This is a genomic window from Isoptericola halotolerans (genome assembly GCF_045689585.1).
Taxonomy (GTDB): domain Bacteria; phylum Actinomycetota; class Actinomycetes; order Actinomycetales; family Cellulomonadaceae; genus Isoptericola; species Isoptericola halotolerans_B.
In genome coordinates this window covers 1205311-1219741 of record NZ_CP140108.1, presented here as the reverse complement: position 1 = coordinate 1219741, position 14431 = coordinate 1205311, and the positions used below count along the sequence as shown (strand labels likewise).

General features: G+C 70.5%; 13 protein-coding genes, 2 tRNA genes and 2 pseudogenes. 4 read left to right on the top strand and 13 right to left on the bottom strand.

Annotated features, from left to right (window positions below; genetic code table 11):
• Window positions 1-84: 84 nt before the first annotated feature.
• From UQW22_RS05730 to UQW22_RS05715, 4 genes are read right to left on the bottom strand one after another with little or no spacing between them, the layout of a single operon-like run.
• The gene (locus tag UQW22_RS05730) at window positions 85-738 is read right to left on the bottom strand and encodes an aminodeoxychorismate/anthranilate synthase component II (protein WP_407319943.1); all 654 of its coding nucleotides are present in this window, start codon (window positions 736-738) and stop codon (window positions 85-87) included.
• The gene (locus UQW22_RS05725) at window positions 735-899 is read right to left on the bottom strand and encodes a hypothetical protein (protein WP_407319942.1); all 165 of its coding nucleotides are present in this window, start codon (window positions 897-899) and stop codon (window positions 735-737) included. The genes UQW22_RS05730 and UQW22_RS05725 overlap by 4 nt, the downstream gene beginning before the upstream one ends.
• A complete protein-coding gene (locus tag UQW22_RS05720) occupies window positions 899-1654 on the bottom strand; it encodes a class E sortase (RefSeq protein WP_407319941.1) in 756 nt (251 codons plus the stop codon). The genes UQW22_RS05725 and UQW22_RS05720 overlap by 1 nt, the downstream gene beginning before the upstream one ends.
• 32 nt (window positions 1655-1686) lie before the next feature.
• Window positions 1687-2418: a DUF881 domain-containing protein gene (locus UQW22_RS05715; RefSeq protein ID WP_407319940.1), complete on the bottom strand. Its 732-nt coding sequence runs from the start codon at window positions 2416-2418 to the stop codon at window positions 1687-1689.
• Between the two features lie 120 nt (window positions 2419-2538).
• Between UQW22_RS05715 and UQW22_RS05710 the strand changes: the two genes are divergently transcribed.
• Complete coding sequence (locus UQW22_RS05710) at window positions 2539-2793, top strand: cell division protein CrgA (RefSeq protein ID WP_407319939.1); 255 nt, start codon at window positions 2539-2541, stop codon at window positions 2791-2793.
• A 73-nt stretch (window positions 2794-2866) separates the two neighbouring features.
• Here UQW22_RS05710 and UQW22_RS05705 read toward each other — a convergent pair whose 3' ends face one another.
• Together UQW22_RS05705 and UQW22_RS05700 are read right to left on the bottom strand one after the other, a co-directional pair.
• Window positions 2867-3541 carry a rhomboid family intramembrane serine protease gene (locus UQW22_RS05705; RefSeq protein ID WP_407319938.1) on the bottom strand — a complete coding sequence of 225 codons (675 nt, stop codon included), beginning with the start codon at window positions 3539-3541 and terminating at the stop codon, window positions 2867-2869.
• A gap of 214 nt (window positions 3542-3755) precedes the next feature.
• Complete coding sequence (locus tag UQW22_RS05700) at window positions 3756-4295, bottom strand: peptidylprolyl isomerase (protein ID WP_407319937.1); 540 nt, start codon at window positions 4293-4295, stop codon at window positions 3756-3758.
• Window positions 4296-4381: 86 nt separating this feature from the next.
• Here UQW22_RS05700 and UQW22_RS05695 point away from each other — a divergent pair, with 86 nt between their 5' ends.
• Window positions 4382-5284 (top strand): hypothetical protein, encoded by a 903-nt coding sequence (locus tag UQW22_RS05695; protein ID WP_407319936.1) that lies wholly within the window; start codon window positions 4382-4384, stop codon window positions 5282-5284.
• Window positions 5285-5367: 83 nt separating this feature from the next.
• On the opposite strand, the gene UQW22_RS05690 is transcribed toward UQW22_RS05695, so the two are convergent.
• Window positions 5368-6132, bottom strand: a complete 765-nt coding sequence (locus UQW22_RS05690) for a helix-turn-helix domain-containing protein (RefSeq protein ID WP_407319935.1) — start codon at window positions 6130-6132, stop codon at window positions 5368-5370.
• 27 nt (window positions 6133-6159) lie between these two features.
• Between UQW22_RS05690 and UQW22_RS05685 the strand changes: the two are divergent.
• Together UQW22_RS05685 and UQW22_RS05680 are read left to right on the top strand one after the other, a co-directional pair.
• Window positions 6160-6501, top strand: a pseudogene (locus UQW22_RS05685) (DUF1330 domain-containing protein); the annotation flags it as partial.
• 166 nt (window positions 6502-6667) lie between these two features.
• Window positions 6668-8043, top strand: a pseudogene (locus UQW22_RS05680) (hypothetical protein).
• 58 nt (window positions 8044-8101) lie between these two features.
• Here the strand turns inward: UQW22_RS05680 and UQW22_RS05675 are convergent.
• From UQW22_RS05675 to gyrB, 6 genes are all read right to left on the bottom strand, one after another.
• Window positions 8102-8177: transfer RNA gene (locus tag UQW22_RS05675), tRNA-Ala, on the bottom strand.
• Window positions 8178-8186: 9 nt separating this feature from the next.
• A complete protein-coding gene (locus tag UQW22_RS05670; protein WP_277213898.1) occupies window positions 8187-8306 on the bottom strand; it encodes a DLW-39 family protein in 120 nt (39 codons plus the stop codon).
• 26 nt (window positions 8307-8332) lie between these two features.
• Window positions 8333-8406 (bottom strand) — tRNA-Ile (locus UQW22_RS05665).
• 113 nt (window positions 8407-8519) lie between these two features.
• Window positions 8520-9470 carry a DUF3566 domain-containing protein gene (locus UQW22_RS05660; RefSeq protein WP_407319934.1) on the bottom strand — a complete coding sequence of 317 codons (951 nt, stop codon included), beginning with the start codon at window positions 9468-9470 and terminating at the stop codon, window positions 8520-8522.
• A complete protein-coding gene (gene gyrA / locus UQW22_RS05655) occupies window positions 9470-12109 on the bottom strand; it encodes a DNA gyrase subunit A (protein ID WP_407319933.1) in 2640 nt (879 codons plus the stop codon). Before gyrA ends, UQW22_RS05660 begins: the two co-directional genes overlap by 1 nt.
• A gap of 104 nt (window positions 12110-12213) precedes the next feature.
• Window positions 12214-14307, bottom strand: coding sequence for a DNA topoisomerase (ATP-hydrolyzing) subunit B (gyrB, locus tag UQW22_RS05650; protein ID WP_407319932.1), 2094 nt, complete (start codon window positions 14305-14307; stop codon window positions 12214-12216).
• Window positions 14308-14431: the final 124 nt, after the last annotated feature.

The window sequence follows — 14431 nt, the reverse complement described above, 5'->3', positions numbered from 1 at the left end:
CTTCACCCGCGGCGGGCTGAGGCCCCATCCGAGCGGCGCCGTCCTACCCGGGGCGGCGCCGCTCGGCCGTGGTACGGGCGCTGCTCAGCCCTGGTGGACGAGCGGTGCCATCCCGGCGGACCGTTCCACGGCCCCGGTGTCACCGCAGACCGTGAGCCAGTTGGCGAGCAGCCGGTGCCCGCCCTCGGTCAGCACCGACTCGGGGTGGAACTGCACCCCGTGCAGCGGCAGGTCGCGGTGCTGGACACCCATGACCACCCCGCCCGCCGTCGTGCAGGTGACCTCCAGCTCCGCGGGCACCGTCTGCGGCTCCACGGCCAGCGAGTGGTAGCGCGTCGCCGTGAACGGTGACCCCAGGCCGTCGAGGACGCCGACCCCCTGGTGCTCGACCTCGCTCGTCTTGCCGTGCATGAGCTCGGCGGCGTGCGACACGGTCGCGCCGTAGACCTCGGCCAGCGCCTGGTGCCCCAGGCAGACCCCCAGCATCGGCGTCTCGGAGCGGGCGCACGCGCGGATCACGTCCTCGGACGATCCTGCCAGCTGCGGTGTGCCGGGACCCGGCGAGACGAGGACACCGTCGAAGGGCGTGCCGTCGTCGTGCCAGAACCGGCCGGCGGCGTCGGGCTCGGGCACCGCGTCGTTGCGGACCACGGTGGTGCGGGCCCCGAGCTGGTCGAGGTACCCGACGATCGTGTAGACGAAGGAGTCGTAGTTGTCGACGACGAGGATGGAGGTCATGGGTGCGCCTCGACGGTGTTGTCGTTGATGGGGACGTAGGTGGACAACCAGGGGAAGACCCACTCGAAGCAGACCCACACGAGGGCCACGAACATCACGAGCAGGAACAGCACCCGGAACCACGCGGGTCCTGGGAGGATACGCCACAGTCCGCCGTACATCAGGCCTCTCCGTCGTCGGTGCCGCGGACCTCGACCCCGGCCTCGATCAGCTCGATGGGGGTGCCCTCCTCCACGGGAGCCCAGTAGTCCAGCTCGCCGTGGACGATGTACCGCTGGGCGGCGGAGTACATCGGGTGGCATGCCGTGAGCGTGAGGATCCGCTCGGTCAGCTCCGGCACCGGCTCGCCGGCCTGCAGACCGGGCACGGGCGCGATGACGTCGACCTGGTTCGGCCAGACGATCTCGTCCGTCGTCTTGCGGTAGACGTACCAGTTGTCGGCGGTGCGGAACACGAGGGCGTCGCCCTCCTGGAGGTCCGCGACCTGGTGGTAGGGCTTGCCGTAGGTGGTGCGGTGACCGGCCGTGGCGAAGTTGCCGACGTCGCCGGGCATCGCGGTACCGGGGTAGTGCCCCGCGCCGAGCCGGTCGAGCACCCGGGCCTTGTCGACGCCTTGCGCGACCGGGGTGACGTAGTCGGCACCCCAGCGCGGGACGTACAGCTCCGCGAACACCGTCTCGTCCGCCGGCTCGTCCATCACCGGCGGGTCCTCGCGGTGCTCGCTCGCGATCGCCGGGCCGTTCTCGGTGGCGTCCTCCACGGCGGGCGGTTCCGGCCAGTCCAGCTCGGCGAGCACCTGGGTGTGGACCCGCTCGGCCTGGACGTCGGTCCACCACAGCTGCCACACGACGAACAGCCCCAGGAGCACGCCGGCGGTGATGAGCAGCTCGCCGAATACCCCGACGACGGCGCTCACCGGACCCCCGCGGCGACGCGGACGCACGTGCCTCACGAGAACACGTCCGTTCCGTCGGGGACGCTGGCGTACCGCAGCTCCTTGCCCCCGGTGTAGGCGGGCATCTCGATCAGGTCGTGCTGCTCGACCGCGTAGCCGAGGCCGATCCAGTCGACGTACTGCTGGTAGATCGCCATCCCGGGGGATGCCTCGAGAGCGGCCCGCAGATCCTCGGGGTCGCCGATCGCCTCGATGACGTACGGGGGGGAGAACACCTTGCCGTGCAGCAGCAGGATGTTGCCGGAGCACCGGAAGGCGCTCGTCGAGGTCACCCGCTCGCCCTGGAGCGTCATCGACTCCGCACCGCCGGCCCACAGGGCGTTGATGACGTGCTGCACGTCCTGCTGGTGCACGACCAGGTGGTCCGGGCGGACGTCCGGGTTGTCGAGCGCGGAGATCGGTGCGTCCTCGAGCGCGACGCTCACGCCCTCGCCGGCGGCCGGCCATGCGCCGGTGACGACAGACTCGCGGGCCCGCAGCGCGGGGTCGCGCCGCGGGACGTCGACGTCGACCTGTGCGCTGAGGCGCGCCACCTCGTCGTCGAGGGTGCTCGCCTGCTCGGACAGCTCCTCCACGCGGGACGACTCCGCGGCGACGACCGACGCGAGGTCGCCCGCGTGCCGGCTCTCCTGACCGTCGGCGAGCCGGGCGCTGGCCGTGAAGAGCACGCCGGACAGGGCGAGCACGCACGCGACGGAGATGCCCGAACGAAGCCGTGGCGACATCGCGATCCCCCTCCTGGTGCCGATCCGGTACGACTGGCCACTACGCTAGACGAAAAACCCGTCGTCGGCGGTCGAGGACGATCCTCGGACGTCGCAGAGCACCCTGACAGGAGTCAGCCCGTGTCCGAGTCGCAGCCTGCCAAGAAGAAGTCCGACACCGGTGCGGACCCGGCCGCCCGGAAGTCGTCGGCCAACCCGCGCTGGCTCGTGCCCACGATGCTCGGCCTCATGCTCGCCGGGCTGGCCTGGATCGTCACCTACTACCTGACGAGCCAGAACCTCGGGCTGCCGGTGCCGCAGCTCGGCAACTGGAACCTCCTGGTCGGCTTCGTCCTCATCATCGCCGGGTTCTCCCTGACCACACGCTGGAAGTAGTCCGGCTGTACAAGTTCCACCGGTGTCATTCCACACCTGTGCATATCTCTGGGGATAACTCGTACGTGCCGGTTCAGAACAGCGCGAGGTAGCTCACCGACGAGTACTTCCACACCGACAGGGCGACGAGGACGACGCCGACGGCGGTCGGCAGCGCCCAGCCGACGATCCTCTGCCTCTCCCGTGGTGCGGCCGCGTACCCGGCACCGATCGCCAGGCCGACGACGAGCCCGCCGACGTGCGCCTGCCACGCGATGTTCGGGACCAGGAACGGCAGCGCCATGTTGAGGGCGATGAGCACGACGATCTGCCCGGCGTTGCGTCCCATCCGGCGCAGCACCGGGATGATGGCGCCGAAGAGGCCGAAGACGGCCCCCGAGGCACCGACGACGCCGGTGTACCAGCTCGGGTCGAGCGGGTCGGCGAGCAGCAGCACGCCCACCGAACCGCCCAGCGCCGCGAGCAGGTACAGGGCGAGGAACCGGCCCCGTCCGAACGCCTGCTCGAGGAACGGCCCCACGAGCCACAGCGCGTACATGTTGAACAGGATGTGCAGCGGTGTGGTGGAGTGCAGGAAGGCCGCCGTGAGGAACCTCCACGGCTCGTCCTGGCCGACCGACGGCGCGAAGATCCACTGGTCGGTCCAGGCGCCCGCCGTGGTGAGCTGCAGGACCCAGCTCACCACGCAGATCCCGATGATCGTCAGGGTGACGACGGGTCGCCCCCCGCGCACGGTCGCCCCGAACACGGTCCGGGCGCTCCTCGTGGTCCGGGCCGACTGCGCGACGCAGTCCACGCACTGGATGCCGACCGCGGCCGGCCGCTGGCACTCGGGACAGGTCGGCCGGCCGCAGCGCTGGCACCGCACGTGCGCCACCCGGTCCGGGTGGCGCGGGCAGACGGGGGGAGCGTCGCCCGCGGGATCCGCGGGCGGCTGCTGCGGCGTGCTGATGGTGCGCCCCTCAGTCCTCGATGGTGACGCGCTCGATGACGATGTCCTCGACCGGGCGGTCGCCCGGGCGGACCTTCGTCGAGCCGATGGCGTCGACGACGGCGCGCGACTCGTCGTCGGCGACCTTGCCGAAGATGGTGTGCTTGCCGTTGAGCCAGGAGGTCTCGGTCGTGGTGATGAAGAACTGCGAGCCGTTGGTGCCCTCGGTCTCGCCCGTCACCGGGTTGCGGCGCTTGCCGGCGTTCGCCATGGCGAGGAGGTACTTCTGGTCGAAGACGAGCTCCGGGTGGATCTCGTCGTCGAACGTGTAGCCGGGGCCGCCCGTGCCGGTACCCAGGGGGTCGCCGCCCTGCACCATGAAGTTGTCGATGACGCGGTGGAAGATGACGCCGTCGTAGAGCGGGTCGTTGCGCTCGGCGCCCGTGCGGGGGTCGGTCCAGGTCTTGGTGCCCTGGGCGAGGCCCGTGAAGTTCGCGACGGTCTTCGGCGCGTGGTTCGGGAACAGCTCGAGGCGGATGTCACCGGCGGAGGTGTGGAGAGTTGCGAACATGCGCCCATCCTCTCACCGCGGGCCCGGATGGTCGCCACCGGGCGTGTACCGGTGCGACCGTGCGCGACGAGTGGCAGAGTGGGCGCATGGTGCAGACCCCGAAGATCGACTCCGCCAAGGTGAAGGACTCTGCCGCGGAGGTCACGGCCGCTCTCGTCGGCGCGGGATCCCGTGCCGCTGACAGCGCCAAGGACGCCGCGGGACAGGCCAAGGACTGGGCCTCGCCGCGCGTGGACTCGTTCGTCGAGTGGCTCCGGCCACGCGTCGAGCTGGCGTGGAACGAGAGCGTCCAGGCCGCCGCGCCCCGTGTCGAGCAGGCCGCCGGCAGGACCGGCCCGCTCGTCGACAGCGCCCACGACAAGATCGTGGACGAGTACCTGCCGAAGATCGTCGACGTGTTCAACGAGGCGGCGTCCCGCGCCGCCCTGACGACGGAAGAGGCCGCGAAGGCCGCGAAGAAGGCGGCCAAGGCCGCGGAGAAGTCCGCCCGCAAGGTGCAGCGCCGGTCCCGCCGTCGCAAGACGTTCGTGTGGACGGTGGTCATCGGCGGTGCGGCCGCCGCGGGCTACGCGTTCTACCGCCGGGCGCAGCCGCAGAACGACCCGTGGGCCGAGCCCTGGGAGCAGTCCACCGCCCCCGACTTCGACGGCGTGGCCCGTGATGCGCGGCACGTCGTCGGCGACGCGGCCGAGGCCGTGGGGGAGGCGGCCGGTGCCGCCGTCGCCAAGGGCAAGGAGGCGACGGAGAAGCTGTCCGGCCGGGCGTCCGAGGTGAAGGACGACGTCTCCGAGGCCGTGCAGGACGCCAAGGAGAAGACGGCGTCCCGGGCGTCCCGAGCCCGGAAGTCGACCGCCGGCGCGGCCAAGGACGCGGTGGACGACTCCGCCGAGTCCGCCAAGAAGGCCACCGACGCCGCGCAGAAGAAGGCCGACGAGGCCGTCGACGCGGCGGACGATGCCGCCAAGAAGGCGACCGACGACAAGAAGTAGCTCGCGACACCAGTCCGAGCAGACGAGAGCCTCCGCCCTCCCGGGGCGGGGGCTCTCGTGCTGAGGGACCGTCAGCGGCCGAGTCACCGCCTGGTGTGCGCGTCCGCCGGGAGGAAGGTCTCGAGGTGCAGCCCCTCGAGTGCTCCATCGGTGGCGGTGGTGAGCTGAGTCGATGTACTGAAGAACCGCAGCGTGTCGTCACCGTCGACGAGGTCCAGCGAGACGACCGGTCCGGACACCGGTAGCTCGCTGCCGATCTCCCCGAGAAAACCGCGGATCTCGTCGACCAGGCGGTGGAGGCGCGGGGCGTTGGTCCGTTCGGCGCGGCGCGACACCTGGTGCCACAGAAGGCCCGCCCACCGGTCGACGTCTCGGAGCCGAGGGGCCAGGCCTTCGGGGTGCAGGCAGAGCCGGACGACGTTGATCGGTGGCTCGAGCAGGTCCGCAGCGCAGCCGCTCAGCAGGGCATCCACGGCGGCGTTGGCCTCGACGACGTCCCAGTGGTCGTCGAGCAGCAGCGCCGGGTAGGGCAGGTGTGCGGTGAGCAGCTCGCGCAGGCTGTGGAGCACCGGACCGAGAGCCGGGTCGTCGAGCCGCCGGTCGTCGTAGCGAGGGGCGTGCCCGGCGAGCACCAGCAGCCGGTTCCGGTCCCGGATCGGCAGGTCGAGATGGTCGCTGAGCTGGACGAGCATCGACGCCGAGGGTCGCGCTCTCCCGGTCTCCACCCGCGAGAGGTGCCGCGTGCTGACCGTGGACCGGTCCGACAACGCCTGCTGGCTCAGGCGGCGGTGCTCGCGCCACGACCGCAGCAGGGTGCCGGCGTGCGCAGTCTCGCGGGCGTCGGTCATCGTTCGAGGATACGGGCGTGGTGGGCCATGACCTCGGAGGTCATGGCCAGGGCGAGCATCCGGCACCAGTCTGGTACCGCAGGCACCAGACACTCGGCACGGAGGAGGACGACCATGGACGACGCTGGACACCAGCCCGCTGCGGGACCGCTGGGCTACGCGATCGCCTACCTGACCGACGTCGAGATGGGGGCGGAGAGCATCGCGTACGTCGAGCAGATCGAGGACACGTTCGCTCCGTTCGGAGGTGAGTGGCTCGTGCACGGCACCCGGCCCGTCGCCGTCGAGGGCGACGTCCCCGGCGACGTCGTCATCATCGGCTTCCCGTCCCCGGGCGCGGCCGCGGAGTGGTACCGGTCGCCGGCGTACCAGGACCTCGTCGGCCTGCGAACCGGTCACTCCCGATCGACCGTCGCGCTGCTCTCCGGGTGGCCGAGAACTACCGCGCCTCGGACACCGCCGACCGGCTCCGGGCCGCGCTGGCAGGCCGCGAGGCTCCGCAGGCTCCCGGCTCCTGAGCGGCGACCAATCGTTCATGCTGCGGCGGTTTCATCGCCCGGGGAAAGCGCCTGCCCGAGGATCGGTGAATGCCGTCGGAGCCGGCCTCGACCTCACGCTCGACGCCGAGGGTTCACGGTCGGGCGCGGAGGCGAGATTCACCGGGAGCGGCTACCTCGACATCCCGATCAACCGGCCCGGCACCGGCTACTCCGCCAACGACACCAGCGTGGGTGACCTGGACGGCGACGGCGACGCCTCGATCGCTATGAAGACCGCCGACGGCACGCGCGACCGCCAGGGGGACGTGATCGGCAGCGGTGGCGCCGACCACCGCAACTCGGGCGGCTACGTCCTGTCCGGCCCCGAGTACCTGACTGTCTTCGACGGGCGCACCGGCGCCGCGGTCGACACCGTCGACTACCAGCCGCCGCGCGGCGACGTCTCGAGCTGGGGCGACTGCTACGGCAACCGGGTCGACCGCTTCCTCGCCGGGACCGCCTACCTCGACGGGTCGGGCCCGTCCATGATCTTCGCGCGGGGCTACTACACCCGCTCGGTCGTCTGGGCGGTCGACTTCGACGGGCAGAACCTGTCCACCCGGTGGATCTTCGACTCCGACGACCGGGGTTCGCAGTACCGCGGTAGGGCGCCCACAGCCTGTCCATCGCCGACCTCGACGGCGACGGGCGCCAGGACGTCGTCGACGGCGCGATGGCGATCGACGCGGACGGCGACCCGCTGTGGAACACCCGCATGGGCCACGGCGACGCGCTGCACGTCTCCGACTTCGTGCCCGGCCGTCCGGGCCAGGAGGTGTACATGCCCCACGAGAGCAGCAGCGCCCCGTCCTCCAGCCCCGTCGGCGCGGACGGCACGGTCCTGTTCCAGACGAGCCCCGACGGCGACAACGGCCGCGGCGTCGCCGCGAACGTCACCGCTGCCAACCCCGGCGGCGAGTTCTGGTCGTCGAACGTGTCGGGGCTGCGCAACGCCTCCGGGAGCACCGTGGGCTCCAAGCCGAGCTCGGCGAACTTCCTGGCCTGGTGGGACGGGGACGGCGAACGCGAGCTGCTCGACGGCACCCCCGTGGACGACTACGACGACGGTCGCCTGCTCACCGCTTCCGGCGTCGGCACGAACAACGGCACCAAGTCGAACCCGGCCCTGTCGGGCGACCTGGTCGGCGACTGGCGTGAGGAGGTCGTCTGGCGCACGAGCGACTCGTCGGCGCTCCGCATCTACGCCACGCCCTCCGTGACGGACCTGCGGATACCCACGCTCATGCACGACCCGCAGTACCGCGTGGCGATCGCCTGGCAGAACACCGGCTACAACCAGCCGCCGCACCCCAGCTTCCACATCGGCAGCGAGGTCAGCAGCTGCCCCTGGCCGGACATCCACACCCCTTAGTCGCGGGTTCCGCGACGAAGGCCGCTGACCCCGTGGGGTCAGCGGCCTTCGTCAGGTGTGGTGGAGCCAGGGGGACTCGAACCCCCAACCCCCTGCTTGCAAAGCAGGTGCGCTACCAATTGCGCCATGGCCCCGGGAGGCGATCAGTCGAGGGAGTCGGTGACCTCGGTCCACAGGTCACGGTCGGCGGAGTCTGCCGAGACCCGGCGCCAGACGAGGTATCCCGCCGCGGCGGCGAGCAGGACGACGAACAGCTTCTTCATGCTGGACCTCCGCGTCTGCCAGGGAGTGGGGCTAGGAGGACTTGAACCTCCGACCTCTTCCTTATCAGGGAAGCGCTCTAACCGTCTGAGCTATAGCCCCTCCGCACGCGTCCGAAGAACGCGTGCAGCACGGAACATTACCGCACCGGGCGCTCCGCGCCCAAACCACGACGGGACCGTCAGGGTGTGACGTCCGTCGCGGCCTGCCGCGCCTCAGTCGTCGGTGAGGGTCAGGTGCACGCCCCCGACCAACGCCGCGGTGATGTTGTACAGGATCGCTATGATGGTGGCGATCGCCGTGAACAACACCATGTTCACCAGCGCGATGAGCGTCGACAGGGAGATCATGCGCTCGAACTCCACGAACTGCATGATGTCGATCGTCTGCGGCCCCATCGTCTCGATGAGGAACTCCTGGATGGTCGAGAACGTGCCGAGCGAGTTCAGCGAGTACCAGACCACAGCGGTCGCGACGACGATCATGATCCCGATCGCGACGGACAGCAGGAACGCGAGCTTCATGATCGACCACGGGTCGATGCGCGAGACGGACAACCGGACGCGACGGGGGCTGCCGATCTCGGCCGGCGACGCCGCCGACTGCACGCCCGGCTGGGCACCGCCACCGTACTGCGCGCCGGCCGGGGGAGCGGCCTCGGCGGTGCCGTGGACGCCGCCCGCCGAGTAGTGCATCTCGGGCCGCGGGCCGCTCTGGGAGGAGCCCGCCGTCGGCTGGGGTGCGCCCGGCGCGGTGGCGACGTCGGGCGCCTCGGACCCGGTGCTCGACGACGCCGAGGCGGCCGACTGAACCTTCTTGGCGGCGCTGCGCGCCGCGGCGAGCGCGGCTGCCGCGGCCTTGACCGCGCCGTTCTTCTCGGCGGTGCCGTTCGCGGGCGCCGCGCCGTTCGTCGCCGCTGCGCCGTTGGCTGGCGCCGTGCCGTCGGTGGGTGCTGCACCGTTCGCCCCGGCCTCGGTCGAGGCGTCTCCCTGCGCCCCGGCGGACGACGTCGACGCGGCGTCGGCGGACGTCTTGGCACCGGTGGCCGACGTCGCGCCGTTCTTCTCCGGCGTCGTCGGCGCTGCCGGCACGGGCGGCATCTGCTGCGTGCTCTCCGCAGCGTCCGTCGTCGTCCCTGCCCGTCCCGCCGTGTTGTCGCTGGCCATCAGATGTTCCCGTCTCCGGTCTCGTCCTGCTCGGGCGTGGTCGCCGCAGCGGCCCCGGCCGGGCCGCCGTCAGCGGCCTCTTCTTCCACGCTAACCGACACCACGTCCTCGCGACGCTCGACGTTCCGCGCGACGGCGATGATGCGGTCCTTCTTGTCGGGCTTGGCGAAGGTGACGCCCTGGGTCGTGCGACCCGTCAGGTTGACCTCGTCCACGCGCGACCGGACGATCTTGCCACGCTCCATGATCACCAGAACCTCGGTGTCGGCGTCCGTCACCAGGGCCCCCACAAGGTCTCCACGAGCCTCGACCAGGTTGGCGACCTTGATGCCGTAACCGTTGCGCCCCTGGATCCGGTAGTCGTCGATGCGGGTGCGCTTGGCGAAGCCGCCCTCGGTGACGACGAACAGGTCGGTGCCCGGGGTGACGACGTCGGCGTTGAGCAGCTCGTCGCCCTCGCGGAACTTCATGCCGGTCACGCCGGACGTCGCGCGGCCCATCGGGCGGAGCGTGTCGTCGTCGGCGGGGAAGCGGATCGACTGGCCCTTGCGCGAGACGAGGATGAGCTCGTCGTCGGCGTTCACCAGCCGGGCGGCCACGAGCTCGTCGGGGGTGCCGTCGTCGTCCTGGCGCAGGTTGATCGCGATGAGACCGCCGCTGCGCGGCGAGTCGTAGTCGCTCAGGCGGGTCTTCTTGACCAGCCCCCGGCGCGTGGCGAGCAGCAGGTACTCCGCGGCGTCGTAGTCGCGGACGGCGAGCACCTGGGCGATCTTCTCGTCGGGCTGCATCGCCAGCAGGTTCGCGACGTGCTGGCCCTTGGCGTCTCGCGCCTGCTCGGGCAGCTCGTAGCCCTTGACCCGGTAGACCCGCCCGGCGTCAGTGAAGAACAGCAGCCAGTGGTGGGTCGTGGTGACGAAGAAGTGGTCGACGATGTCGTCCTGGCGCAGCGTGGCGCCGCGCACGCCCTTCCCGCCGCGCCGCTGAGCCCGGTAGGAGTCGGTGCGGGTGCGCTTGGCGTAGCCGCCGTGCGTGATCGTGACGACCACGTCCTCCTCGGGGATGAGGTCCTCGATCGACATGTCGCCGTCGTAGGGGAGGATCGTGGTGCGGCGCTCGTCGCCCCACCGTTCGGTGACCTCGTCCAGCTCCGTGGCGACGATCTCGCGCTGGCGCGCCGGCTTGGCGAGGATGTCCTCGTACTCGAGGATCTCGGCCTTGAGCTTGGCGTGCTCGTCGAGGATCTGCTGCCGCTCGAGGGCCGCGAGCCGGCGGAGCTGCAGCGCGAGGATCGCGTTCGCCTGTGTCTCGTCGATCCCGAGCAGCTCCATGAGGCCGGACCGCGCCTGGTCGGCGTCGGGGGAGCGGCGGATGAGGGCGATGACGGCGTCGAGCGCGTCGAGGGCGCGCAGGTAGCCCTCGTAGATGTGGATCTTGTCCTGCGCCTCGCGCAGCAGGTAGGCGGTGCGTCGGCGCACGACCTCGATCTGGTGCTGCGTCCAGTGCCGGACGAACGCGTCGAGGCTCAGGGTGCGGGGCACCTCGTCGACGAGCGCGAGCATGTTGGCGCTGAAGTTGTCCTGCAGCTGGGTGTGCTTGTACAGGTTGTTCAGCACGACCTTCGCGACGGCGTCCCGCTTGAGCACGATGACCAGGCGCTGGCCGGTGCGCCCCGACGTCTCGTCGCGGATGTCCGCGATGCCGGCGACCTTGCCGTCGTTGACGAGGTCGGCGATCTTCGTGGCGAGGTTGTCCGGGTTCACCATGTACGGCAGCTCGGTGATGACCAGGCAGATCCGGTTCTGGATCTCCTCGACGTTCACCACGGCGCGCATCGTGATCGAGCCGCGGCCCGTCCGGTACGCCTCCTCGATGCCCTTGGTCCCCAGGATCTGGGCGCCCGACGGGAAGTCCGGCCCCTTGATCCGCTGCAGGAGCGCCGCCAGCAGCTCCTCCTTGGACGCGTCCGGGTTGGCCAGGTGCCAGCGGACGCCCTCGGCCACCTCGCGCAGGTTGTGCGGGGGGATGTTGGTGGCCATGCCGACGGCGATGCCCGCCGAGCCGTTGACCAGCAGGTTCGGGATCCGCGAGGGCAGGACCACCGGCTCCTGGGTCCGGCCGTCGTAGTTGTCCTGGAAGTCGACCGTGTCCTTGTCGATGTCCCGGACCATCTCGAGCGCCAGCGGGGCCATGCGGCACTCGGTGTACCGCGGGGCGGCCGCCGGGTCGTTGCCCGGGGAGCCGAAGTTCCCCTGCCCGGCGACGAGCGGGTACCGCAGCACCCAGTCCTGGACCAGGCGGACCAGGGTGTCGTAGATGGCCGTGTCGCCGTGCGGGTGGAACTTGCCCATGACGTCGCCGACGACGCGCGAGCACTTCGAGAAAGCGCGGTCCGGCCGGTAGCCCCCGTCGTACATCGCGTAGAGCACACGGCGGTGCACCGGCTTGAGGCCGTCACGCACGTCGGGCAGCGCTCGGCCGACGATGACGCTCATCGCGTAGTCAAGGTAGGAGCGCTGCATCTCGAGCTGCAGGTCCACCTGCTCGACCCGCCCGTGCTGGATCGCGGCCAGCGTGACGTCGTCGCCTGCCGGCACCTCCGCGGGGCCGTCGTTCTCGGGGCCGGGTGTCTCGTCCGTCACCGTGTCTCCGTTTCCTCCTGCGCCGCCCGGGCGCGGGTCCTGCCTCGATCAGTCCTGAAAGTTCTGTACAACTGCGCGCACATCGCGTGTACGCGCAGCTCCGGTCAGATGTCGAGGAACCGGACGTCCTTGGCGTTGCGCTGGATGAAGCTGCGCCGGGACTCGACGTCCTCGCCCATCAGCACCGAGAAGATCTCGTCCGCCGCGGCGGCGTCGTCGATGGTGACCTGCATCAACGTACGGTGCTCGGGGTCCATCGTGGTGTCCCAGAGCTCCGTGTAGTCCATCTCGCCGAGACCCTTGTAGCGCTGGATCCCGTTCTCCTTGGGGATCCGCTTGCCCGCGGCGATGCCCTGCTCGAGGAACGCGTCGCGCTCCCGGTCGGAGTACACGTAGTCGTGCGGGGCGTTGGTCCACTTGAGCCTGTACAGCGGCGGCTGCGCGAGGTACACGTGTCCCTGCTCGATGAGCGGGCGCATGTAGCGGAACAGCAGCGTCAGCAGGAGCGTGCAGATGTGCTGGCCGTCGACGTCGGCGTCGGCCATCAGCACGATCTTGTGGTACCGCAGCTTGGCGATGTCGAAGTCCTCGCCGATGCCGGTGCCGAAGGCCGTGATCAGCGCCTGCACCTCCGCGTTGGACAGCGCCTTGTCCAGGCGCGCCCGCTCCACGTTGAGGATCTTGCCGCGCAGCGGCAGGATCGCCTGGTGGTGCGGGTCGCGGCCACGCACCGCCGAACCGCCGGCGGAGTCACCCTCGACGATGTAGATCTCGCACGCCTCGGGACGGTTCGACTGGCAGTCCTTGAGCTTGCCGGGCATGCCGCCCGAGCTGAGGATCCCCTTGCGCCGCGTCGCCTCGCGCGCCTTGCGGGCCGCGATCCGCGCCTGCGACGCCGAGATGGCCTTGCGGATGATGTCGCGCGCCTCGTTCGGGTGGGAGTCGAACCAGTCGATCATCTTCTCGCGCACGACCCGCTGCACGAACGTCTTCGCCTCGGTGTTCCCGAGCTTCGTCTTGGTCTGGCCCTCGAACTGCGGCTCGCCCAGCTTGACGCTCAGCACGGCGGTGAGACCCTCGCGGATGTCGTCACCCGTGAGGTTCTCGTCCTTCTCCTTGAGGATCGCCTTGTCCCGGGCGTAGGAGTTGACCAGGCTCGTCATCGCCGCACGGAACCCCTCCTCGTGCGTGCCGCCCTCCGTCGTCGAGATCGTGTTGGCGAACGTGTGCACCGACTCGCTGTAGGAGCTGGTCCACTGCATCGCGACCTCGAGCGAGATCGTCGCCGTGGTGTCCTCCGACTCGATGTCGATGATCTCCGGGTGGATGATCTCCGACCGCTTCGCCGCGTTGATGTGCTTGACGTAGTCAATGAGGCCGTCGTCGTACTTGTACGTGACGGTCCGCACCGCACCGCCGTCCGACTCGGCGTCGTGCACCTCGTCGTCGGGGGACGCGGCGGCCGCGGCCGCTGCTGCCGCGTCCTCGTCGTCGAGCGCCGCCACCACCGCGGTGGTGTCCAGCGCCCCGGTGATCTCGTCCGGACCGGAGACGTGCTCGGCGCGCTCGTCGGTCAGCGTGATCCGCAGGCCCTTGTTGAGGAACGCGTACTGCTGGAACCGCGACCGGAGCGTCTCGAAGTCGTAGTCCGTCGTCTCGAAGATCGTGCCGTCGGCCCAGAACGTCTGGGTCGTGCCCGTCGCGTCCGTCGCCTCGAGCCGCTGCAGCTCGCCCACCGGCTCCCCGCCGTCGGCGAACTCCTGGCGCCACGCGTACCCGTCGCGACGCACCTCGGTGACGACCCGCGAGGAGAGCGCGTTGACGACGGAGATGCCCACGCCGTGCAGGCCACCGGAGACGGCGTAGCCGCCGCCCCCGAACTTGCCGCCCGCGTGCAGGATCGTCATGACGACCTCGACCGTGGGACGACCCTCCGTCGGGTGCATCGCCACCGGGATCCCGCGACCGTTGTCGACGACGCGGACGCCGCCGTCGGCCAGCAGGGTCACGTCGATCGTGTCCGCGTGGCCCGCCAACGCCTCGTCGACCGAGTTGTCCACGACCTCGTACACGAGGTGGTGCAACCCTCGCGCGCCGGTGGACCCGATGTACATGCCGGGTCGCTTGCGTACTGCCTCGAGACCCTCGAGGACGGTGATGTTCCCGGCGTCGTAGCTGCCGTCGGATCGCTGAGCCACAGGCTGGAGCACTCCTCGTCGTCCAGGCACGCGACGGTGTCCCGGACCGAGGTCCGGGCCGCAGCACGAGGACAGGCACGGGTGTGCCGGCTGCGGGTCGGTGCCGTGCGCCGCCGGGAGACCG